Raw genomic sequence first — 21,249 nt, forward strand, 5'->3', positions numbered from 1 at the left:
GTTCAGGCTGAATGAAAACGCCCCCGGTCGAAAGACCGGGGGCGTTTTTGTTTGTGTTGTGTACCCGCCGGCTCGCAGGCTTGGGCAACTGGGCTGAGCGTGGTCTAACCAAACGACTCCTCGAACGGTAAAGCGCTGACGCGTATGGCGGCAGCAATCTCAGGTGCTTGCTCCACCAGTTCTCGATGATGAAGCAACGTGCCTTCGACGGCCTGCAGAATCTCCTGGATCCTGCTTCGTGGATCACTCACGTGGCAACGCTTGGCGAAGTCGAGAATGGCCAAGCGCGATGCAAAGATAGATTTCTGGCCATTTAGATCCAGTGCCAGAGTATCTGTGGGTAGGTAGGCAGTGGTGTTGACGATGTCGTACGCCGGTGCGAGAACGGCATCATTGGCATAAGGCGTGCTGTACAGCAGGCCAAAGTTTTTCAGGTGTGCATCACCGTTGCCCACGATGCAACTCAAAGCGACCATATCGAAAAGGGCCTGAAGGCTTTCCAGCTGCTTCAAGGGGGCTGCAAATACTTCGATGGCCTTGGCGATATGTTCGTAGCTTTTACTGTATTTGCTGGCGGTGCCCAGCCCCATGAGTACAGCCATGTCTTCAAAGCCGAGCGGGTTCAAATGCGCGTCACGATCAAAGCGGCGCATGACGAACATGCGTTTGTCTTTGGACAGATAGAACTCTGGAGTGGTTATCCCAGCAGCACTGGCAATTGACATGCACAAGTATTCGTTGATCGCTAGGTGAGGAAACGCCCCTTTGCCACTTTTGACGATCAGATCGGCGGTGGTTGCTGTGGCTTTGGCGGATGCCTCGAGCCGTTCAGGTACCAGCACTTTAGGCTGCACGCCCGAGATGCCGGAGCGCAGGATATAACGATGAACAAGCTCGTTGAAAATATCTTCCGCACCGTCCCAGGCAAGTATTTCAGTGAGCCGTTCACCTTTGTAGCTACTCGCCTGTTGTTCCAGCAAGCGGTCGACTTCAGGCGCCGTAACAAACACACGGCCGATAGGCGAGTTTTTCCCGGAAATGGCCAGCAACAGCATGGGATTGACCGTTGTCACTTTGGCTAATCGGTTTCGCAGTTGCTCCAGCACATAGCCTTCGGGAAGGTTCATCTGAAAAATTGGATGCAATTCCCGAGAACGGTACTCTTCGCGGCGCGGTGGCATGGTCATGCTCACCGCGATGGACGCCGAAGTGGCCGTGCTGTAGCGAAACACGTAGTCGGAGTCTGGGCTCTGAAAAATCTGGCCGCTGATGCCTTGAGCAGTTGAAACCAGCAGCTCGTCTATTGCGCTCACCGGAACAGGTCCCCAAGCTCATCCAGCGTTGGCATCGCTTTTGGCACGACTTCCAGCTCACAGCCTAGGGCATTCAGTACCCGGCAATAAAATGACATCGCTACCGTGCTGGAGCCCTGCTCTATTTCGCTGAGTTTTTGGCGGGTGATGCCAGTACGTTCTGCCAACTGGACCTTGGTCAGGCCTCGGTTCTTCCTCATCTGCTCGATGCTGCGGCCAACTCGTTGGGAGATCAGCGTGTTTTCCATGTTACGTACCAATAACATTTATAGATAAATGTAAGGTAAGCATAACATTGCGTGGTGGTCAATTGCTGGCGGGCTTATCTCAGCATTGCACGGTTAGTCGAGCATCAGCTGACTGGGCGTCAGCGCGAACGCGCTGCAGGCTTGGGGATATACGCGCAGTATCCTGGTCGCGGGCCGATCCGTGGGTGATTGCGGCAGGTGTCCGGACGCTTTTCATAAATGGTGCACATGCGGCTCTTGCGATCCAGGTACAGGCAATCGTCATTGCTCATCTGTGCCAGGGTGAAAATCCCCGACTTCTGGTTGAATCGCTGGATGATCCCGTCCTTCTGCAAACGCTTGGCAATGTTCTTCGGCGGCTCTCCCATCTCGAACTCGTCCACCACGCCCATGCGGATCAGGTCTTTGATTTTCACTTCCGTCGGCAAGGTGCAGCAGGTCGAGTTGCAGCCTCCGCACATATGGCTTTGGTATTTCTGCCAGGTCTCCAGGCGGTCAACTTCGGCGGCAGCGATCAGGGTCGGTTTCATCGGGCTCAGGTTTTAGATGTTCTAGTGGGCGCGCGATCATACCGGAGTTGGTCAAAATGTGAACAACCATTTGCCGGTTACGCTTCTAACAGCTAACGCTTTTGCACAGAAACTGCCGAACCTGCGCTTTCGCTCTGTGTCGAACGGTCTAGGCTGAGAAATCTCCATCCGCATTCGTCAATCTGATCGAGGACGTCGCATGTCTCAGGAACCACTCGCTCGTGACGCAGAGGTGGTCGCTTTTCGCACCGCTGTACTGGATAAATTGACTTACGCGGTCGGCAAGGACCCGGAACACGCCTTCGACCATGACTGGTTCGAAGCCATCGCTTTGGCCGCGCGTGATCATATGGTCGATCACTGGATGGACCATACCCGGCAGATTTACCGCAGCAGCCAAAAGCGGGTGTATTACCTGTCCCTGGAGTTCCTCATTGGCCGTTTGCTGTACGACAGCTTGAGCAACCTGGGCCTGCTCGACATCGCCCGCGAGGCGCTCAGTGGGCTTGATGTCGACCTTGAACGCATTCGTTTGCTGGAGCCGGATGCAGCGTTGGGCAATGGCGGGCTTGGGCGTCTGGCGGCCTGTTTCATGGAAAGTATGTCGACCTTGGGCATTGCCGCTCATGGCTACGGTATTCGTTACGAGCATGGCCTGTTCCGTCAGGCCGTGGTCGATGGCTGGCAGCAGGAACAGACCGAAAACTGGCTGGATTTCGGCAACCCCTGGGAATTTGAGCGGGCTGAGGTGATCTATCCGATCAGTTTCGGTGGCAGCGTTGAAACGGTGCAGGATGCCAATGGCCAGCAGCGTCAGGTGTGGTGGCCGGCCGAGACCGTGCGCGCGGTGGCCTATGACACGCCGGTGGTTGGCTGGCGCGGCGCCAGCGTCAACACCCTGCGCCTGTGGCGGGCTCGGGCCCTGGAAGAGTTGCACCTGGAGCGCTTCAATGCGGGCGATCACTTGGGCGCGGTGGCCGAAGTGGCTCGCGCCGAAAGTATTTCGCGGGTGTTGTACCCGGCGGACAGCACCGAGGCCGGGCAGGAGCTGCGCCTGCGCCAGGAATACTTTTTCGTCTGCGCCTCATTGCAAGACTTGCTCCGCCGTCACCTGAACATGCACGACAGCCTGCTCAACCTACATGAGTCAGCGGCGATCCAGCTCAACGATACTCACCCTTCGATTGCGGTGGCGGAGTTGATGCGTTTGCTCGTCGACCAACACGAAGTGCCCTGGGACACCGCTTGGCACTTGACCGTCAACACCCTGGCCTACACCAATCACACCTTGCTGCCCGAAGCCCTGGAAACCTGGTCGGTCGGTCTGATGGAGCGCATGTTGCCGCGACATATGCAGATCATCTACCTGATCAATGCCTTTCACATCGATGCCCTGCGGGCCAAAGGTATTCATGATTTTGACGTGCTGCGCGCGGTGTCGTTGATCGAAGAAGACAACGGCAGACGTGTGCGCATGGGCAACCTGGCGTTTCTGGGCTCGCACAGCATCAATGGTGTGTCGGCGCTGCACACCAAGCTGATGCGCAGTACCGTGTTTGCCGAGCTGCACAAACTCTACCCCGAGCGGATCAACAACAAGACCAACGGCATCACCTTCCGTCGCTGGTTGTATCAGGCTAACCCGCAACTGACCGGTATGCTGGTCGAGGCCCTGGGTGAGGACGTGCTGGACAACCCGCAAGGACGCCTGTGCGACCTTGACCTTTTTGCCGACAAGGCGTCGTTCCGCAAGCAATTTGCCGAGCAGCGGTTGCACAGTAAACGGGCTCTGGCCAGCCTGATTCAGGAGCGTGTGGGCATTACGGTCAACCCCGAGGCGATGTTCGATGTGCAGGTCAAGCGCATCCACGAGTACAAACGCCAGCTGTTGAACCTGCTGCATACCGTGGCGTTGTACCAGGCAATCCGTTCCGAACCCAGCACCCTCTGGGCGCCGCGGGTGAAGATCTTCGCCGGCAAGGCGGCAGCCAGCTATCACCAGGCCAAGCTGATCATCAAGCTGAGCAACGACATCGCCCGGGTGGTGAACAATGACCCGACGGTGCGCGGCTTGCTCAAGGTGGTGTTCCTGCCCAACTACAACGTCAGCCTGGCGGAAAGCATCATTCCCGCCGCGGACCTCTCCGAACAGATATCTACCGCCGGGTACGAGGCATCGGGCACCAGCAACATGAAGTTCGGCCTCAACGGCGCGTTGACCATCGGCACCCTCGATGGCGCCAACGTGGAGATGAGTGAGCAGGTCGGTACCGAGAACATGTTCATCTTTGGCCTGACCGCGCAACAGGTGGAGGCGCGCAAGCGCAGTGGCGACTTTGGCGCCAATGCCGCCATCGCCGCGTCGAGTCGGCTCAATGATGTGCTCCAGGCAATTCGTGGCGGGGTGTTCTCTCCGGATGATCCGGCACGCTATGTGGGCCTGGTGGACTCTCTGGTCGCCCATGATCGCTTTCTGGTTTGTGCCGACTTTGATGCCTATTGGGATGCCCAGCGCCGGGTTGAGGCGCTCTGGCACGATCCCAAACAGTGGTGGCGAGTTGCTGTGCTGAACACCGCGCGGATGGGCTGGTTCTCCTCGGATCGGACCATTGGCGAGTACGCTCGGCAAATTTGGAAAGCCCTCGACTAGGCTCCACATGGTGGCCCGAGAGCGGTGAACTCTCGGGCCAAAGTACCGTCTGATCGGGCAAGCGCGTCGGATAGCTCGCTAGCGCTGCACTCTCCCTGTAAACTGCGGGGGTTTTTACTACCCCCTTCCTTCGGAGCCTTACATGTCCCGCGTTACCCTGAGTCGCTATTTGATTGAGCAGACCCGCAGCAACAGTACCCCTGCCGATCTGCGCTTCCTGATCGAAGTGGTGGCGCGTGCGTGCAAGGAGATCAGCCATAACGTTTCCAAGGGCGCGCTGGGCGGCGTTCTGGGCAGCATGGGCACTGAAAACGTGCAGGGCGAAGTCCAGAAGAAGCTGGACGTGATCTCCAACGACATCCTCCTTGAAGCCAACGAGTGGGGCGGTCACCTGGCCGGCATGGCGTCCGAAGAAATGGACAACGCCTATCAGATCCCGGGTAAGTACCCGAAAGGCGCCTACCTGCTGGTATTCGACCCACTGGACGGTTCGTCGAACATCGACGTCAACGTGTCGGTCGGCACCATCTTCTCGGTACTGCGTTGCCCTAACGAGTACCTGAGCCAGAACGAAAGCCTCAATGAACAGGCCTTCCTGCAGCCAGGCACTGAGCAGGTTGCCGCCGGTTACGCGATCTATGGCCCGCAAACCATGCTGATCCTGACCTTGGGCAACGGCGTCAAGGGTTTCACCCTGGACCGCGAACTGGGCAGCTTCGTGCTGACCCACGAGAACATCCAGGTGCCGGAAACCACCGCTGAATTCGCCATCAACATGTCCAACCAGCGTCACTGGGAAGAGCCGGTGACCCGCTATGTCGGCGAACTGCTGGCCGGTGAAACCGGGCCGCTGAAAAAGAACTACAACATGCGTTGGATCGCCTCGATGGTTGCCGATGTGCACCGCATCCTGACCCGTGGCGGCCTGTTCATGTACCCACGTGACGCACGTGAGCCGTCCAAACCGGGCAAGCTGCGTCTGATGTACGAAGCCAACCCGATGTCTTTCATCATCGAACAGGCCGGCGGTGCTTCCACCGACGGTCGCCAGCGCATCCTCGACATCCAGCCTGAGAGCCTGCACCAGCGTGTGGCAGTGTTCCTCGGTTCCAAGCAGGAAGTCGAGCGCGTTACCGGTTATCACCAGGAGTAAGTCCATGCTCGCACCTTGGCAGCCGTTACTGGAGTGGTGGTTCGGATGGGGCACCAGTCCCCAGGACGTCGCTGACGAGAAGAGCACGCTGTGGTTTGGCAAGCATCACGACGTCGAGGCGCAGGAGCGTTTCGGCGACTTGGTCGAGCAAGCCCTGGCGGGTGGTCTGGATGAGTGGCTGCAAAGCCCTCAGGGCTGGCTGGGCCTGGTCTTGTTGCTTGACCAGCTGCCGCGCATGATCCACCGCGACACGCCGCGCGCCTTCGATGGCGACCGGCGGGCGCAGGTGCTGGTGATGCAAGGTCTGGACAAGGCCTGGGATTACCAGTTGTTGCCGATTCAGCGGGTGTTCATCCTGTTGGTGCTTGAGCATGCCGAAGTGCTGGATTGGCAGAACGTCAGCATTGAGCGTTATCGCTTGTTACTCGATGCTCAGCCGGACAGTGACCGGCGTTTGTTCGAGGGTTTCCTCGATTATGCCGAGCAGCACCAGCGGGTAATTGCCCGCTTTGGCCGGTTTCCGCATCGCAATCTGCTGCTGAATCGGCCGAGTACCGATGAAGAGATGGATTTCTTGTTGGAGCCGGGTTCCAGGTTCTGAGCGAGCTTCACCGACCTGTAGGAGCCGGCCTTGCCGGCGATGCAAGACAGCGTCTTGCCAATGGGGGCTGCTATGCACCCCATCGCCGAGGCCGGCTCCTACGGGTTGTTGTGTTTAGATTCTGAAACTACCCACCAACTGCTTCAACCGACTGGCCTGATTCTCCAGGTCATTGCAGGCCCGCAAGGTCGCTTGCAGGTTCTCCACCCCTTCCTGATTCAATGTATTGATCTCGGTGATGTCGACATTGATCGACTCGACCACGGCCGTCTGCTCTTCGGTGGCGGTGGCCACCGACTGGTTCATGCCATCAATCTCACCGATGCGTTGAGTCACACTGCCCAGGCGCGCACCCGCCTGATTGGCGATGCCCACACTGTGTTCACTGTGGCTCTGGCTTTCGGTCATGGTGCTCACCGCGACGCGAGCACCGGCCTGTAGTTCTTCGATGATGCGCTGTACCTGTTGTGCCGAGTCCTGGGTGCGGTGCGCGAGGTTGCGTACCTCATCGGCGACCACGGCAAAGCCGCGTCCTGCTTCACCGGCACGCGCGGCTTCGATCGCAGCGTTGAGCGCCAGCAGGTTGGTCTGCTGGGAAATACCGCTGATCACTTCGAGGATCTGGCCGATGTTCACCGTGTTGGCATTGAGTGTTTCGATGTTGTCGCACGAGTCGCTGATCTTCGCCGACAGCTGGTTCATCACCTCAATGGTCTGCTCAACCACTTGCTGACCCTCTGAGGCCAGGTTGCGTGCATCGCTGGAGTGCTGCGAGGCGAGGGCGGCGTTCTGGGCAATTTCTTGGGCGGCGGCACCCAATTGGTTAATCGCCGCCGCTACGCTGCTGGTCCGGCTGGCTTGCTGGTCAGCATTATGGATTGAGGCATTCGAGGCACTGATCACCCGCAAGGCGACTTCGTTGACCTGACCGGTGGCCGAGGATACTTCACGGATCGACTCATGGATGCGTTCGACAAAGCGGTTGAACGACTGACCAAGGCTGCCGAATTCGTCCTGACCATGGATGCGCAGGCGGCGAGTGAGATCGCCTTCGCCTTCGGCGATGTCATGCATCGCCCGACCCATAACGTGCAGCGGCTCCATCAATACGCGGATCAGCAGGCCGAGCAGGGCGATGATGATCAGTACCGCAATCACCGTGGCAACAATCGCCGAGGTACGCAGCTCGCTGAGCATGGCGAAGGCGAAATTCTGGTCGAGCTCCAGGGCGACATACCAGTCGGCCGAAGGCACACCGTTGACCTTGGTGAAGGTGATGAACTGCGGGCGGCCGTCGCGCTCGGTTTGCTTGAGCCCGCCAGCGATTTGCGGTGTGCTCTGTGGGTAGGCCTCACTGAGGTCTTTGAGTACCAGTTTGGCATCGGGGTGCACCAGAATCTTGCCGGCGCCGTTAACGATGAACGCTTGGCCATGACCATCGAAGTTCAGTGCGTTGATGATCGCACTGATGCTATCGAGGTCAGTGTCGGCACCGCTGACGCCGATCATCCGGCCTTGATGCTGTACCGGCGTGGCCAGGGTGATCACCAGCTTGTTTGCCGAGGTCGAAATGTAGGGCTCGGTAACGATGGTCTGGCCAGCAGCGCTGGCGGCCTTATACCAACCGCGCACGCGCGGGTCGTAGTCGACAGGGCGGCTGCCCAGCGGCACCGATTGCATGTAGCCGTCCTGGCCGCCGAAATAGGTCAGGAGAAAGTTACTGCTATACACCGGCAGATTGAGGCTACGAGTCAGGCTGTCCTTGCTGGCGCCATCGTTGGCTACTTGTTGCGATAGCGATTGCAGGATCTGGATGCGGCTTTGCAGCCAGGTCTGGATGTTGTTGCTGGTCAAACTGCCGAGCTCCTGCATGGAGGCTTCGGTATTGCTGCGCAGGGTTTGACGCTGGCGGTAATCGTTGAACAGGACAAAGCAGGTGAAAGCAACAGCGACCACCAGAGCGGCGGCGAGCAAAATCTTGTGGCTGAATTTCAGGTTTTTTGTCATTGCGAGGTCTGTCTGCACAAGGCGGGTCAGCGGAAGGGGGCGCGGCAATCGGTCGCAGCGCACCCCTGTGTCGTCCAGTGCGAAGAAAAGATTAACCGCTGAGATGGCCTATACGACCAAAGGCAGGCAATTGACGTCAGGAAAGCGCAAAGACTCGGGAACCAGAAGGACTTTTGCCCTTCTAAGCTGTCGGTAGGCCACTGCGCCTGCACCCTCATGTCCAGGAGTGACCTTTCATGTCGTTGCGTTCCCTCGCCCTGCTGTCCTTGTGCGTGTTTCTAACTGCGTGCAACAAGATCAACCAGGAAAACTATTCACAGCTCAAAGCCGGCATGGCCAAGGCTGAGGTTGAAAAACTGCTTGGCGCACCGAAGGAGTGCTCTGGCGCACTGGGTATGTCCAGTTGCACCTGGGGCGATGAGAAAACCTTTATCAGCGTGCAATACGCGGCTGACAAGGTGCTGATGTACTCCGGGCAGGGGCTCAAATGAAATCGCTGCTGCTGGCTTTGTGCGCCGCCCTGGTTTTGGGCGGCTGTGCCAACTCGGGGATGGGGCCGATACCGCCGAAGACGGTCGACAGCGTCGACCTCAAGCGTTACCAGGGCAAATGGTTTGAGTTGGCGCACCTACCGATGTTCTTCCAGCGCGATTGCGCCCAGTCCGAAGCCCACTACAACCTCCGGCCCGATGGCTCGGTGGGTGTGCTCAACCGGTGCATGACTCTAGAAGGTGAGTGGCAGGAAGCCAGCGGCAGCGCTACGGCACAAGTCCCAGGCAAGACTGACAAGCTCTGGGTGGCGTTCGACAACTGGTTTTCGAAACTGCTGCCGGGTGGGCTCAAGGGCGAATACTGGGTGCTGTATGTCGGTGATGACTATCAGAACGCGTTAGTGGGTACCCCGGACCGCAAGTACCTCTGGATACTTTCGCGCAAGTTGAATGTTCCGGCCTGGCAGCGGGAAAGCCTGCTGGCCAAGGCGCGTCAGCAAGGCTACGACACCAACCGTTTGATCTGGCGGGTGGCGGATAAGGATATGGCTGTGAATAGGCAGTGAGGCCTTTTCGCGGGGCAAGTCCGATCCCACCGGTGCAGATAGGTAGCCGGTAGGTGCGGGCTTGCCCCGCGATTGCAGATGTAACATACGCCTGTAACAATTTACGGAAGCATCCTACATACCCTCTAGCACCCAAAAATTAAGCTGCGCTCTCTGACAACAGGGAGTTACGCATATGGCGAGTCACGGCTACATAACCATCACAGGTAAGACGCAAGGGCTTATCTCCGCCGGGTGCTCAAGTCAGGAGTCTATTGGCAACAAATGCCAAGCGGGGCATACGGACGAGATCATGGTGCTGGCGCTGAATCACGGCATGACAAATGTTGGCAATATCAATCGCGCCACACACGGTCCCATCGTCATCACCAAGAATATCGACAAGTCATCACCGCTCTTGGCGCAGGCTCTGACCAATCGGGAGGTAATTGATTGCACTATCAGTTTCTATCGTACCTCTTCATATGGCACTCAAGAGAAGTACTACACCATTAAGCTGGGCGACGCGCAGGTCGCCGATCTGATGCTCGATATGCCCCATGCGGTCCTGCACAGTGAGGCCGAAACTCAAGAGCAACTCTCCATTCGCTATCGCAGTATTATCTGGACCCACCACCTCGCGGGTACCAGTGGCTCCTGTTTCTGGAGTGAAGACGAATGAGCAGTCGCCCCTCACCTTTTCCTCTGGACAGTAATGCTTATTGGGAGGTGAGCGACGCTGCCGTGCGCTTGACGAAACAGGCATGTACCTCAAGTGCGCAGCTTCTGCGCGATGGTAGATTGCGAATGCAGTTTAATCGGGAGTTTGCCTATTATGCCAAGCGAGTAGTGGACGACGTTGCTCTGGGTGAAAAGACACCTGAGCAGGGGCTTTCTGAGCTCACTCAGACGATGCGCAGGTTGGCGACAAAGACCGTTGAGATAGGCAGAAAAAGCATAGGTGTAGTTGCCGGCGCCGCGCAGGTAGCAACGGGAGCGAGTATTTGTTACACCTCAGTGGGAACGCTTTGTTTTGTGGCGGGTGTTCCATTGATGGCTCACGGGGCCAACAACATATATGAGGGTGGCCGGAATATTGTTGAAGGCCGCACCGATGTGGAGGGGCCGGTAAGAAAGGGGTACCACAATGTATCCAAGGCGCTAGGCGGGGATAAAGCGGAGGGGGATCTTGCTTATGCGGCTACAGATCTGGGGCTCTCTGTTTATGGCTTGTTAAGAATGGTCATAAAGCCGGGGTCTTGGCGTTTGTTTTATAATATCCAGTCGGATTATGTCCGATCTTTTAGAGTCACCGGCGGCTTTTCTCTTACCATCGAAGGAGCGGCAAGCATCCAAAGTATTGATCAGATCCAGGAAGCGCTAGTTAAATGACGCTTATTCTGTATTTGGCTATTCTTATTCTGGGGTTGTGGCTTGGCCGGTTTTTCAAGGTTTTTTTTACTGGCCCTGACTTAGGCTATTCAGGGGCGTTGTTTTGTATTTTGTTTAATATGTTTTTGAGTTCGATTCACCTGGGGCTCGCAATGCATGAAAGGATGTTGTTTGTTGGTGATGTCTCCAGCTGGGTTGATGAATATCCACTTGTTCTTTGGCCAGCGCTAATTGGTGCAGTTGTACAAGCGACTTTCATCCCGATGAAAACTGATCGCTCGCAGAACGGTTGAATGTGCTTCACGCAGAAGCTTCTGTCTCGGCAACTTTTTTGAATGAAGAGAGAAGAAGAGATCTAATATCACTGATGCCTTGCTCTTTAACGAGAGCAAGGCACGTTTTAAATGTATCAACCCAATAATGCCTTTAGCACCCCGGTAAACGCCTGCGCACTTTCCTCTTCCTGGGCATGCCGCCCCTGGCGCACCACCCACCGGCCGTTGACCATCACATCCCGCACCTGACGATCCCCTCCGGCAAACAGCCAGCGATTGAGAATGCCATCTTCACTGGCGGTCGCCAGATACGGATCGTTGCCATCGAGCACCAGCCAATCCGCCCGCTTGCCTACCGCCAATTCGCCAATCGGCTGCCCCAGCGCCTGCGCGCCGCCGCTTAACGCCGCGTCATACAAGGTCCGTCCAACCATCGGCTGGTTACCGCGATGGAGGCGGTTGCGCCGCTGGTCCCGCAAACGCTGGCCATATTCCAGCCAGCGCAGTTCCTCGACCACGCTCAGCGACACATGGCTGTCGGAGCCAATCCCCAGGCGCCCGCCCTGGGCCAGGTAATCCACTGCCGGAAAGATGCCGTCACCGAGGTTGGCTTCGGTAGTCAGGCACAAGCCTGCGACGGCACCGCTACGGGCCACTAGGGCGATTTCGTCAGCTTCGGCATGAGTGGCGTGGACCAGGCACCAGCGCTGATCGACTTCGGTGTTTTCAAACAGCCATTGCAACGGCCGACGCCCACTCCAGGCCAGGCAGTCGTCGACTTCTTTTTGCTGTTCGGCGATATGGATATGCACCGGGCAGGTCTTGTCGCTGGCCGCCAGAACCTGAGCAATTTGCTCCGGGGTGACCGCGCGCAGGGAGTGAAAGCACAGGCCCAGGACTTGCGCCGATTGCTTGGCCAACAGCGGTGCCAGGCGTGATTGCAGGCTCAGGTACCGTTCGGTGCTGTTGATAAAGCGGCGCTGGCCTTCGTTCGGCGTTTGCCCACCAAAACCTGAGTAGCTGTAGAGCACAGGCAGCAAGGTCAGGCCAATGCCACTGGCGCTGGCCGCCTGACTGATGCGTAAGGAAAGCTCGGCCGGATCGGCGTAAGCCTGGCCCTGGGTGTCATGGTGCACATAGTGGAATTCGGCAACCGAGGTGTAGCCGGCCTTGAGCATTTCGATATACAGCTGGCGAGCGATGATCTGCAATTGCTCGGGGCTTATCTTGCCGACCAAGCGGTACATCAGCTCGCGCCAGGTCCAGAAGCTGTCATTGGGGTTGCCGGCCACTTCGGCCAGACCGGCCATGGCACGCTGGAATGCATGAGAATGCAGGTTGGGCATACCTGGCAGCAGGGGGCCAGCCAAACGCTCGGCGCCTTCAGCTGATGCATCGGTTTGTAGACTGGCCAGCAGGCCATCGGCACCGACCTCGATTCGGACGTTTTCGGCCCAGCCCGTAGGCAGCAGAGCGCGCTCGGCAAAGAAGACGGACATCGACGCAACACCTCATTGGGTTTATTTGTATATACATATACAGACGTTTGCCTGCTGGGTAAACTCCGGCAAGCTACCGTTCATTCAACCGAACAAGGATATTTTCCGTGCCGACACCTCCTGTCTCCGCGCTGGTTGCCCAGATGGGCGAGGGGCCGGCGCCACTGTACGCCCGGGTTAAGCAGATGATTGCCCAGCAGATCCAGAATGGCAGCTGGCCGCCGCACCATCGCGTGCCGTCGGAAAGCGAGCTGGTCAGCGAGCTGGGCTTCAGCCGCATGACGATCAACCGCGCCCTGCGAGAACTCACCGCTGAAGGCTTGCTGGTGCGCATGCAAGGGGTCGGTACCTTCGTCGCCGAGCCCAAGACCCGCTCGGCGCTGTTCGAGGTCAACAATATTGCAGACGAAATCGCCGCTCGCGGCCACCAGCACACCTGCAAGGTAATTACGCTTGCTGAGGAAACGGCCGGCTCCGAGCGCGCGCTGGCGCTGGATATGCGTGAAGGCCAGCGCGTCTTCCACTCGCTGATCGTGCATTACGAGAACGGCATTGCCGTGCAGATCGAAGACCGCTTCGTTAACGCGCAGATCGCCCCGGATTACCTCAAGCAGGATTTCACCCGGCAGACGCCTTACGCCTATCTCTCTCAGGTAGCGCCGCTGACCGAGGGCGAGCATGTGGTCGAGGCGATCCTTGCCGAGCCAGAAGAATGCCGACTGCTACAAATCGAACAAGGCGAGCCGTGCCTGCTGATCCGCCGCCGTACCTGGTCGGGACGCCAGCCAGTGACTGCCGCTCGTCTGATTCATCCCGGTTCCCGTCATCGTCTGGAAGGACGCTTCAGCAAATGAGCCAGTTGCAGGTTTTACGCGCCAAAGACTACCCCCGCATGCCGTGGAAGAACGGCGGCGGCAGTACCGAAGAGATCACCCGCGATGCTGGTGAAGGCCTGGAGGGTTTTGGCTGGCGACTGTCGATTGCCGACATCGCCGAGTCGGGTGGGTTTTCCAGTTTCGCCGGGTATCAGCGGATCATTACTGTGCTTGAAGGCGAGGGCATGCGTTTGCAGGTTGATGGCCAGACCACACGACCGTTGTTGCCTTTCGATGCCTTTGCCTTCAGGGGGGAAAGCCAGGTCAGCTGTACTTTGCTCGGCGGCTCAATCCGTGATTTCAACCTGATTTATTCCCCCGAGCGATACCGTGCCCGCCTGCAGTGGCTCGATGGCAGCCAGCGGGTGTTTAGCTCGGCTTCGACCTTGTTGCTGTTTGCCGCTGCTTCCCAGGTGGAGGTCACCTTGGCCGGACAGGGCGACCAGTTACTCGGACGTTACGACTGCCTCCAACTGCAAGGTAGCGGCACCCTACAGACCTTGAATGTGCAAGGCCGCTGCTGCCTGATCGAGTTGACCCCGCACTGAGATTGTTACGCCTCGGCCGAGCATTTCGGCCGGGGCTGATACCGATTGTCCCAGCGTGGTGCAACGCCACTGGTCGGTCCCTCTGCACCGTTTATCCCCTGGAAATTTATTTTTGCTGATCAACGCCCGGCATTGCGGGGCTCTGGCGCCTGCTTTTCAGTGTGGCCAGCGGTGCTCCTGAAAAGTTGGCATTTCAATTGCCTATGCTTGTACATACAAGTAAATATGTGTTTGTATGAGTGCCATGACACACCCAATGCCTGGGTTGGTTTGGACTGATCGCTTAGGAGCCATTTCCGTGACTGACAACAATTTCAAAAAATTCCGTGACGTCGAAATCCGCGCAGCCCGCGGCAACAAGCTCACCGCCAAAAGCTGGCTGACTGAAGCACCGCTGCGCATGCTGATGAACAACCTCGATCCGGAAGTGGCAGAGAACCCCAAGGAACTGGTGGTTTATGGCGGTATCGGCCGTGCCGCGCGAAACTGGGAGTGCTACGACAAGATCGTCGAGAGCCTGACCAACCTGAACGAAGACGAAACCCTGCTGGTGCAGTCGGGCAAGCCGGTCGGCGTATTCAAGACCCACGCTAATGCCCCGCGCGTGCTGATCGCTAACTCCAACCTGGTACCGCACTGGGCCAACTGGGAACACTTCAACGAACTGGACGCCAAGGGCCTGGCCATGTACGGCCAGATGACCGCTGGTAGCTGGATCTACATCGGCAGCCAGGGCATCGTTCAGGGCACCTACGAGACCTTCGTCGAGGCTGGTCGCCAGCACTACAATGGCAGCCTCAAGGGCAAATGGGTACTGACCGCAGGTCTGGGCGGCATGGGCGGTGCCCAGCCACTGGCCGCGACCCTGGCCGGTGCCTGCTCGCTGAACATCGAATGCCAGCAGAGCCGCATCGACTTCCGCCTGAGCAGCCGCTATGTCGACGAACAGGCCAAGGACCTGGACGACGCCCTGGCGCGCATCGCCAAGTACACCGCCGAAGGCAAGGCTATCTCCATTGCCCTGCTGGGCAACGCTGCCGAAATCCTGCCTGAACTGGTCAAGCGTGGCGTGCGCCCGGACATGGTTACCGACCAGACCAGCGCCCACGATCCGCTCAACGGCTACCTGCCGGCCGGCTGGACCTGGGAACAGTACCGCGACCGCGCCCAGACCGACCCTGCAGCCGTGGTCAAGGCCGCCAAGCAATCGATGGCCGTGCACGTACAGGCCATGCTCGATTTCCAGAAGCAAGGTATCCCGACCTTCGACTACGGCAACAACATCCGTCAGATGGCCAAGGAAGAAGGTGTCAGCAATGCATTCGATTTCCCTGGCTTCGTGCCGGCCTACATCCGTCCACTGTTCTGCCGCGGTATTGGTCCGTTCCGCTGGGCAGCGCTGTCGGGCAACGCTGAAGACATCTACAAGACCGACGCCAAGGTCAAAGAGCTGATCGCCGACGACGCTCACCTGCACAACTGGTTGGATATGGCCCGCGAGCGCATCAGCTTTCAGGGGCTGCCTGCACGTATCTGCTGGGTCGGCCTGGGCCAGCGCGCCAAGTTGGGTCTGGCCTTCAACGAGATGGTCCGTAGCGGCGAGCTGTCGGCCCCGATCGTTATCGGTCGCGACCACCTGGACTCGGGCTCGGTTTCCAGCCCGAACCGCGAAACCGAATCCATGCAGGATGGCTCCGACGCCGTCTCTGACTGGCCGCTGCTCAATGCCCTGCTCAACACCGCCAGCGGCGCGACCTGGGTCTCGCTGCACCACGGTGGCGGCGTCGGCATGGGCTTTTCCCAGCACTCGGGCATGGTGATCGTCTGCGACGGTACCGATGAAGCGGCCGAGCGTATCGCGCGTGTTCTGCACAACGACCCGGCCACCGGTGTCATGCGTCACGCCGATGCCGGTTACCAGATCGCCATCGACTGCGCCAAGGAACAAGGCTTGAATCTGCCGATGATCACAGGCTGATCTTCGCCAATTGGTTGATACTGATATCTATGCAGGCGAATACGCCTCACGAGTACGGAGCATTAACGTGACTGAATTGACCCTGAAGCCCGGCACCCTGACCCTGGCTCAGCTGCGTGCAATCTACAAGCAGCCGGTAAAACTCAAGCTGGATGCCAGCGCCGATCAGCAGATCGAGGCGAGTGTCGCTTGTGTCGAGCAGATCCTGGCGGAAAACCGCACCGCCTACGGCATCAACACCGGGTTCGGCCTGCTGGCCTCGACCCGTATCGCCAGCCACGACCTGGAAAACCTGCAGCGTTCGCTGGTGCTGTCCCACGCCGCTGGTGTTGGCGCGCCAATCGATGATGCCCTGGTACGCCTGATCATGGTGCTCAAGGTCAACAGCCTGAGCCGTGGTTTCTCCGGTATTCGCCGCAAGGTCATTGATGCGCTGATCGCGCTGATCAACGCTGAGGTTTACCCACACATTCCACTTAAAGGTTCGGTGGGGGCATCCGGCGACCTGGCGCCGCTGGCACATATGTCGCTGGTGCTGCTCGGCGAAGGCAAGGCCCGCCACAAGGGTCAGTGGCTGTCGGCCACCGAAGCCCTGGCGGTTGCCGGTCTTGAGCCTCTGACCCTGGCGGCCAAAGAGGGTCTGGCCTTGCTCAACGGCACCCAGGCGTCAACGGCCTTTGCCTTACGCGGCCTGTTCGAAGGGGAAGACCTATTCGCCGCCGCGATGTCGGTTGGTGCCCTGACGGTTGAAGCCGTACTGGGTTCGCGCTCGCCGTTCGATGCCCGTATCCATGAGGCCCGTGGCCAGCGCGGCCAGATCGACGCCGCTGCCTGTTACCGCGACCTGCTCGGTGACGGCAGTGAAGTGTCGGCCTCGCATCAGAACTGCGGTAAGGTGCAAGACCCGTACTCCTTGCGCTGCCAGCCACAGGTCATGGGCGCGTGCCTGACCCAGTTCCGTCAGGCAGCCGAAGTGCTGGTGGTCGAGGCCAACGCCGTGTCCGACAACCCGCTGGTATTTGCCAACGAAGGTGACGTGATCTCCGGTGGCAACTTCCACGCCGAACCTGTCGCCATGGCGGCCGACAACATGGCTCTGGCTATCGCTGAAATCGGTTCGCTCAGCGAACGCCGCATCTCGCTGATGATGGACAAGCACATGTCCCAGCTGCCGCCGTTCCTGGTGGCTAACGGCGGCGTTAACTCGGGCTTCATGATCGCCCAAGTGACCGCCGCAGCACTGGCCAGCGAGAACAAGGCTCTGGCTCACCCGCACAGCGTCGACAGCCTGCCGACCTCTGCCAACCAGGAAGACCATGTGTCGATGGCCCCGGCTGCCGGCAAGCGCCTATGGGAAATGAGCGATAACGTGCGCGGCATTCTGGCTGTGGAATGGCTGGCTGCTTGCCAGGGCCTGGACCTGCGTGAAGGTTTGAAAACTTCGCAGAAACTCGAACAAGCTCGCCAGACCCTGCGCAGCAAGGTCGCCTACTACGAGAAAGACCGCTTCTTCGCCCCGGACATCGAGGCGGCAATCGCCCTGCTGGCCGAAGGTCACCTGACCGGCCTGCTGCCGGCCAAGGTCCTGCCTAGCCTGTGACCCTCGGGCTGGCCATTGTGCCAGCCACCTGCCGCACGGACCTTTATGGGTCCGTGCCGCTTTTCGCTTACAACAAAAACAGGACGCGAAATGCACACTCAAGCACAAGGACTCACGCGCGGATTGAACGCGCGTCACATTCGCTTCATGGCATTGGGCTCGGCGATCGGTACCGGGCTGTTCTACGGTTCTGCCTCGGCCATCCAGATGGCCGGCCCCGCGGTATTACTGGCCTACCTGATTGGTGGTGCTGCTGTTTTCATGGTGATGCGCGCGCTGGGTGAAATGGCCGTGCACAATCCGGTGTCCGGCTCCTTCGGCCAGTACGCCAACACCTACCTGGGGCCGATGTCTGGGTTCATTCTGGGGTGGACCTACGCCTTTGAAATGATCATCGTCTGCCTGGCCGACGTCACGGCCTTCGGCATCTATATGGGCTTCTGGTTTCCGGAGGTGGCCCGCTGGATCTGGGTGCTGGGCATTGTCTTCCTGATTGGCGGCCTGAACCTGTGCAACGTCAAAGTGTTTGGCGAGATGGAGTTCTGGCTGTCGTTGCTCAAGGTCGGCGCCATCGTTGCAATGATTCTGGCCGGCTTCGGCATCATGGCGTTCGGGCTGAGCAATGCCGAGGCCGGTAACGCGGTGGGTGTGAGCAACTTGTTTGACCATGGCGGTTTCATGCCCAATGGCATCGGCGGCCTGATTGCTTCGTTTGCGGTGGTGATGTTCGCCTTCGGTGGGATCGAAATCATCGGCATCACTGCCGGCGAAGCCAAAGACCCGCAGCGCGTGATCCCCAAGGCGATCAACGCCGTACCTATGCGTATCTTGCTGTTTTATGTGCTGACCTTGTTCGTACTGATGTGCCTGTATCCGTGGCCGCAGATTGGCAGCCAGGGCAGCCCGTTTGTGCAGATTTTCAGTAACCTTGGGATCGGCTCGGCGGCGACTGTGCTGAATATCGTGGTGATCTCGGCAGCGGTGTCGGCGATCAACAGCGACATCTTCGGCGCCGGGCGGATGATGTACGGCCTGGCCCAACAAGGTCATGCACCCAAGGGTTTTGCCAAAATATCCCGTCATGGCGTGCCGTGGATGACGGTGATGGTCATGGGCGCAGCCTTGCTGGGCGGGGTCGTGCTCAACTACCTGATTCCGGAAAACGTGTTCCTGCTGATTGCCTCAATCGCTACCTTTGCTACTGTCTGGGTCTGGTTGATGATTCTGCTCACCCAGGTTGCCATGCGCCGCAGCATGAGCCGTGAAGAGGTAGCCCAGCTCAAGTTCCCGGTGCCGTTCTGGCCTTACGGGCCTGCGGCGGCGATTGCCTTCATGCTGTTTGTGTTCGGCGTGCTCGGTTATTTCCCTGATACTCAGGCAGCGCTGCTGGTTGGGGTGGTCTGGGTGTTGTTCCTGGTCGCTTCTTACCTGCTGTGGTGCAAGCCGCGAGTGGCGAAAGGCGAGGCACCGCTGGCCCAGGATCCTTCCCAACTTCATCGCTAGAAACGGAGACGTAGCATGAGAACCCTCTGGCAGCACTGCCATGTCGCGAGCATGGCCCAGGGCACATACTCGATCATCGAAGATGCGGCGATCGTGACCAGCGCCGGCCACATCGAGTGGATCGGCCCGCGGCAGTCGTTGCCGGACCTGACGGCCGAGCGAACGGTGGATCTGCGCGGCGCCTGGGTCACCCCAGGGCTGATCGATTGCCATACCCACGCGGTGTTTGGCGGCAATCGCAGTGGTGAGTTCGAGCAGCGTCTGCAAGGGGTCAGCTATGCTGAGATCGCTGCCCAGGGTGGCGGTATTGCCAGCACCGTACGGGCGACCCGCGCGGCGACTGAAGATGAGTTGTTCGCCAGCGCCCGTCAGCGGGTTCAGGCACTGATGCGTGATGGCGTCACCACCCTGGAAATCAAGTCCGGTTACGGCCTGGACCTGGCCAATGAGCGCAAGATGCTCAAGGTCATCCGCCGCCTGGGTGAGGAGCTGCCGCTGAGCGTGCGCAGCACTTGCCTTGCCGCGCACGCCTTGCCGCCTGAATACAAGGACCGTGCCGACGATTACATTGCCCACATCTGCGACGAGATGCTCCCGGCCCTGGCCGCCGAAGGTCTGGTTGATGCGGTGGATGCGTTCTGTGAGTACCTGGCGTTTTCCCCGGCTCAGGTCGAACGCGTATTTATCAAAGCACGTGAACTGCATCTGCCGGTCAAACTGCACGCCGAGCAATTATCGTCGCTGGCAGGCTCCAGCCTGGCAGCGCGTTATCAAGCGCTGTCGGCCGATCACCTAGAGTTCATGACCGAGGACGACGCCATAGCCATGGCGGCGGCTAGAACCGTTGCCGTGCTGTTACCCGGCGCGTTCTACTTCTTGCGCGAGACTCAACTGCCGCCGATGGACGCATTGCGCAAGCACGGGGTGAAGATTGCCGTGGCCAGTGACCTCAACCCCGGCACCTCGCCAGCGTTGTCGCTGCGGCTGATGTTGAACATGGCCTGTACCTTGTTCCGCATGACCCCGGAAGAGGCTTTGGCGGGCGTCACTACCCATGCCGCGGCCGCACTGGGTTTGGGTAAAACCCACGGCTCGCTGGAGGTAGGTAAGGTGGCAGACTTCGTTGCCTGGCAGATCGAGCGTCCGGCGGATCTGTGCTATTGGCTGGGAGGTGACCTGTCCAAGCGGGTGGTGCGCCTGGGCCGTGAAATTTTCAATTGAAGGAGGGCCTATGGACAAGGTACTGAGTTTTCATCAAGGCAGCTTGCCGCTGCTGATCAGCATGCCCCATGCTGGCCTGCGCCTGACGCCTGTGGTCAAGGCCGGGCTGGTGCCGCAGGCGCAAAGCCTACCTGACACCGACTGGCATATTCCGCAGTTGTACAATTTCGCCCGTGAACTGGGCGCCAGTGTGGTGGCGGCCGAGTACTCGCGCTTTGTCATCGACCTGAACCGTCCGGACGACGATACGCCGCTATACGCTGGCGCTACCACCGGCTTGTACCCGGCGACCCTCTTTGAAGGCGAGCCGCTGTTCCAGGCCGGCAAGGAACCGTCTGCCGAAGAGCGGGCAGAGTACCTGGAAGGAATCTGGCGTCCGTATCACAACACCATTCGTAGTGAGCTGTCCCGCCTACGAGAGCAGTTCGGCTATGCGCTGCTGTGGGATGCCCATTCGATTCGTTCGCAGATCCCGCACTTGTTTGAAGGCAAATTGCCCGACTTCAACCTGGGTACTTTCAATGGCGCCAGTTGCGATCCGGCGCTGGCCGAGCAACTGAAGGCGGTGTGCGCGCGAGCTGAGCGTTACAGCCATGTGCTCAACGGGCGCTTCAAAGGCGGCCACATTACCCGCCATTATGGTGACCCGGCGAACCACATCCATGCGGTGCAGCTGGAGCTGGCGCAGAACACTTATATGGAGGAGGTGGAACCATTCGCTTACCGCGAAGATCTGGCGCAACCCACTCAGGTGGTGTTGCGGCGGCTGTTGGAAACAATGCTGGATTGGGCCAATAGCCGATATGGCAGTTGACGCATG

At 59.0% G+C, this 21,249-nt stretch carries 20 protein-coding genes and 1 pseudogene; 15 read left to right on the forward strand and 6 right to left on the reverse strand.

Features of this window, described 5'->3' with window-relative positions; genetic code table 11:
* Positions 1 to 104: 104 nt before the first annotated feature.
* The 3 genes from ACQRAX_RS09380 to ACQRAX_RS09390 all read right to left on the reverse strand — a co-directional run bounded on the left by ACQRAX_RS09380 (position 105) and on the right by ACQRAX_RS09390 (position 2,091).
* Positions 105 to 1,313, reverse strand: a complete 1,209-nt coding sequence (locus ACQRAX_RS09380; RefSeq protein WP_412039955.1) for a type II toxin-antitoxin system HipA family toxin — start codon at positions 1,311 to 1,313, stop codon at positions 105 to 107.
* A complete protein-coding gene (locus ACQRAX_RS09385) occupies positions 1,310 to 1,561 on the reverse strand; it encodes a helix-turn-helix domain-containing protein (RefSeq protein WP_412039954.1) in 252 nt (83 codons plus the stop codon). Before ACQRAX_RS09385 ends, ACQRAX_RS09380 begins: the two co-directional genes overlap by 4 nt.
* Before the next feature lie 119 nt (positions 1,562 to 1,680).
* The gene (locus ACQRAX_RS09390; RefSeq protein ID WP_412039953.1) at positions 1,681 to 2,091 is read right to left on the reverse strand and encodes a YkgJ family cysteine cluster protein; all 411 of its coding nucleotides are present in this window, start codon (positions 2,089 to 2,091) and stop codon (positions 1,681 to 1,683) included.
* Positions 2,092 to 2,290: 199 nt separating this feature from the next.
* Between ACQRAX_RS09390 and ACQRAX_RS09395 the strand changes: the two genes are divergently transcribed.
* The 3 genes from ACQRAX_RS09395 (at position 2,291) to ACQRAX_RS09405 (ending at position 6,495) form a co-directional block, all read left to right on the forward strand.
* On the forward strand, positions 2,291 to 4,741 hold the full coding sequence (locus tag ACQRAX_RS09395) for a glycogen/starch/alpha-glucan phosphorylase (protein ID WP_412039952.1): 2,451 nt from the start codon (positions 2,291 to 2,293) through the stop codon (positions 4,739 to 4,741).
* 142 nt (positions 4,742 to 4,883) lie between these two features.
* Positions 4,884 to 5,894 carry a class 1 fructose-bisphosphatase gene (locus ACQRAX_RS09400; protein WP_273913673.1) on the forward strand — a complete coding sequence of 337 codons (1,011 nt, stop codon included), beginning with the start codon at positions 4,884 to 4,886 and terminating at the stop codon, positions 5,892 to 5,894.
* Between the two features lie 4 nt (positions 5,895 to 5,898).
* Positions 5,899 to 6,495 (forward strand): DUF924 family protein, encoded by a 597-nt coding sequence (locus ACQRAX_RS09405; protein ID WP_412039951.1) that lies wholly within the window; start codon positions 5,899 to 5,901, stop codon positions 6,493 to 6,495.
* Positions 6,496 to 6,609: 114 nt separating this feature from the next.
* On the opposite strand, the gene ACQRAX_RS09410 is transcribed toward ACQRAX_RS09405, so the two are convergent.
* Positions 6,610 to 7,398 carry a methyl-accepting chemotaxis protein gene (locus ACQRAX_RS09410; protein ID WP_412040134.1) on the reverse strand — a complete coding sequence of 263 codons (789 nt, stop codon included), beginning with the start codon at positions 7,396 to 7,398 and terminating at the stop codon, positions 6,610 to 6,612.
* A 66-nt stretch (positions 7,399 to 7,464) separates the two neighbouring features.
* Positions 7,465 to 8,502 (reverse strand): annotated as a pseudogene (locus ACQRAX_RS09415) (HAMP domain-containing protein); the annotation flags it as partial.
* A 236-nt stretch (positions 8,503 to 8,738) separates the two neighbouring features.
* On the opposite strand from ACQRAX_RS09415, the gene ACQRAX_RS09420 reads away from it, so the two are divergent.
* The 5 genes from ACQRAX_RS09420 (at position 8,739) to ACQRAX_RS09440 (ending at position 11,223) form a co-directional block, all read left to right on the forward strand.
* Positions 8,739 to 8,993, forward strand: a complete 255-nt coding sequence (locus ACQRAX_RS09420) for a lipoprotein (RefSeq protein ID WP_045181840.1) — start codon at positions 8,739 to 8,741, stop codon at positions 8,991 to 8,993.
* Entirely contained in the window at positions 8,990 to 9,559 is a 570-nt protein-coding gene (locus ACQRAX_RS09425; protein WP_412039950.1) for a lipocalin family protein, read from the forward strand. The genes ACQRAX_RS09420 and ACQRAX_RS09425 overlap by 4 nt, the downstream gene beginning before the upstream one ends.
* 175 nt (positions 9,560 to 9,734) lie before the next feature.
* Entirely contained in the window at positions 9,735 to 10,220 is a 486-nt protein-coding gene (locus tag ACQRAX_RS09430; protein WP_412039949.1) for an Hcp family type VI secretion system effector, read from the forward strand.
* Positions 10,217 to 10,930: a DUF4225 domain-containing protein gene (locus ACQRAX_RS09435; RefSeq protein ID WP_412039948.1), complete on the forward strand. Its 714-nt coding sequence runs from the start codon at positions 10,217 to 10,219 to the stop codon at positions 10,928 to 10,930. Before ACQRAX_RS09430 ends, ACQRAX_RS09435 begins: the two co-directional genes overlap by 4 nt.
* Entirely contained in the window at positions 10,927 to 11,223 is a 297-nt protein-coding gene (locus ACQRAX_RS09440) for a hypothetical protein (protein ID WP_412039947.1), read from the forward strand. Before ACQRAX_RS09435 ends, ACQRAX_RS09440 begins: the two co-directional genes overlap by 4 nt.
* Positions 11,224 to 11,339: 116 nt before the next feature.
* On the opposite strand, the gene ACQRAX_RS09445 is transcribed toward ACQRAX_RS09440, so the two are convergent.
* A complete protein-coding gene (locus tag ACQRAX_RS09445) occupies positions 11,340 to 12,704 on the reverse strand; it encodes a formimidoylglutamate deiminase (RefSeq protein WP_412039946.1) in 1,365 nt (454 codons plus the stop codon).
* A gap of 143 nt (positions 12,705 to 12,847) precedes the next feature.
* Here ACQRAX_RS09445 and hutC point away from each other — a divergent pair, with 143 nt between their 5' ends.
* From hutC to hutG, 7 genes are all read left to right on the forward strand, one after another.
* Entirely contained in the window at positions 12,848 to 13,558 is a 711-nt protein-coding gene (gene hutC / locus ACQRAX_RS09450; RefSeq protein WP_412040133.1) for a histidine utilization repressor, read from the forward strand.
* Positions 13,555 to 14,127, forward strand: coding sequence for a HutD/Ves family protein (locus ACQRAX_RS09455; protein ID WP_412039945.1), 573 nt, complete (start codon positions 13,555 to 13,557; stop codon positions 14,125 to 14,127). The genes hutC and ACQRAX_RS09455 overlap by 4 nt, the downstream gene beginning before the upstream one ends.
* 298 nt (positions 14,128 to 14,425) lie before the next feature.
* On the forward strand, positions 14,426 to 16,105 hold the full coding sequence (gene hutU / locus ACQRAX_RS09460; RefSeq protein ID WP_412039944.1) for a urocanate hydratase: 1,680 nt from the start codon (positions 14,426 to 14,428) through the stop codon (positions 16,103 to 16,105).
* A 67-nt stretch (positions 16,106 to 16,172) separates the two neighbouring features.
* Positions 16,173 to 17,705, forward strand: coding sequence for a histidine ammonia-lyase (gene hutH, locus ACQRAX_RS09465; protein ID WP_412039943.1), 1,533 nt, complete (start codon positions 16,173 to 16,175; stop codon positions 17,703 to 17,705).
* A 90-nt stretch (positions 17,706 to 17,795) separates the two neighbouring features.
* Positions 17,796 to 19,208, forward strand: coding sequence for an amino acid permease (locus tag ACQRAX_RS09470; protein WP_412039942.1), 1,413 nt, complete (start codon positions 17,796 to 17,798; stop codon positions 19,206 to 19,208).
* Between the two features lie 15 nt (positions 19,209 to 19,223).
* On the forward strand, positions 19,224 to 20,429 hold the full coding sequence (gene hutI, locus ACQRAX_RS09475; RefSeq protein ID WP_412039941.1) for an imidazolonepropionase: 1,206 nt from the start codon (positions 19,224 to 19,226) through the stop codon (positions 20,427 to 20,429).
* 10 nt (positions 20,430 to 20,439) lie between these two features.
* Entirely contained in the window at positions 20,440 to 21,243 is an 804-nt protein-coding gene (gene hutG / locus ACQRAX_RS09480; RefSeq protein WP_412039940.1) for an N-formylglutamate deformylase, read from the forward strand.
* The last annotated feature ends 6 nt before the right edge of the window (positions 21,244 to 21,249 follow it).

Origin of the sequence: Pseudomonas sp. UM16 (assembly GCF_050312595.1) — a bacterium.
GTDB lineage: Bacteria > Pseudomonadota > Gammaproteobacteria > Pseudomonadales > Pseudomonadaceae > Aquipseudomonas.

What these genes read in the sequence shown, in the direction of transcription:
- ACQRAX_RS09385 (WP_412039954.1), bottom strand. Translation starts at nt 1,561, where the DNA reads ATGGAAAACACGCTGATCTCCCAACGAGTTGGCCGCAGCATCGAGCAG.
- ACQRAX_RS09390 (WP_412039953.1), bottom strand. Translation starts at nt 2,091, where the DNA reads ATGAAACCGACCCTGATCGCTGCCGCCGAAGTTGACCGCCTGGAGACC.
- ACQRAX_RS09395 (WP_412039952.1), top strand. Translation starts at nt 2,291, where the DNA reads ATGTCTCAGGAACCACTCGCTCGTGACGCAGAGGTGGTCGCTTTTCGC.
- ACQRAX_RS09400 (WP_273913673.1), top strand. Translation starts at nt 4,884, where the DNA reads ATGTCCCGCGTTACCCTGAGTCGCTATTTGATTGAGCAGACCCGCAGC.
- ACQRAX_RS09405 (WP_412039951.1), top strand. Translation starts at nt 5,899, where the DNA reads ATGCTCGCACCTTGGCAGCCGTTACTGGAGTGGTGGTTCGGATGGGGC.
- ACQRAX_RS09420 (WP_045181840.1), top strand. Translation starts at nt 8,739, where the DNA reads ATGTCGTTGCGTTCCCTCGCCCTGCTGTCCTTGTGCGTGTTTCTAACT.
- ACQRAX_RS09425 (WP_412039950.1), top strand. Translation starts at nt 8,990, where the DNA reads ATGAAATCGCTGCTGCTGGCTTTGTGCGCCGCCCTGGTTTTGGGCGGC.
- ACQRAX_RS09430 (WP_412039949.1), top strand. Translation starts at nt 9,735, where the DNA reads ATGGCGAGTCACGGCTACATAACCATCACAGGTAAGACGCAAGGGCTT.
- ACQRAX_RS09435 (WP_412039948.1), top strand. Translation starts at nt 10,217, where the DNA reads ATGAGCAGTCGCCCCTCACCTTTTCCTCTGGACAGTAATGCTTATTGG.
- ACQRAX_RS09440 (WP_412039947.1), top strand. Translation starts at nt 10,927, where the DNA reads ATGACGCTTATTCTGTATTTGGCTATTCTTATTCTGGGGTTGTGGCTT.
- ACQRAX_RS09445 (WP_412039946.1), bottom strand. Translation starts at nt 12,704, where the DNA reads ATGTCCGTCTTCTTTGCCGAGCGCGCTCTGCTGCCTACGGGCTGGGCC.
- hutC (WP_412040133.1), top strand. Translation starts at nt 12,848, where the DNA reads ATGGGCGAGGGGCCGGCGCCACTGTACGCCCGGGTTAAGCAGATGATT.
- ACQRAX_RS09455 (WP_412039945.1), top strand. Translation starts at nt 13,555, where the DNA reads ATGAGCCAGTTGCAGGTTTTACGCGCCAAAGACTACCCCCGCATGCCG.
- ACQRAX_RS09470 (WP_412039942.1), top strand. Translation starts at nt 17,796, where the DNA reads ATGCACACTCAAGCACAAGGACTCACGCGCGGATTGAACGCGCGTCAC.
- hutI (WP_412039941.1), top strand. Translation starts at nt 19,224, where the DNA reads ATGAGAACCCTCTGGCAGCACTGCCATGTCGCGAGCATGGCCCAGGGC.
- hutG (WP_412039940.1), top strand. Translation starts at nt 20,440, where the DNA reads ATGGACAAGGTACTGAGTTTTCATCAAGGCAGCTTGCCGCTGCTGATC.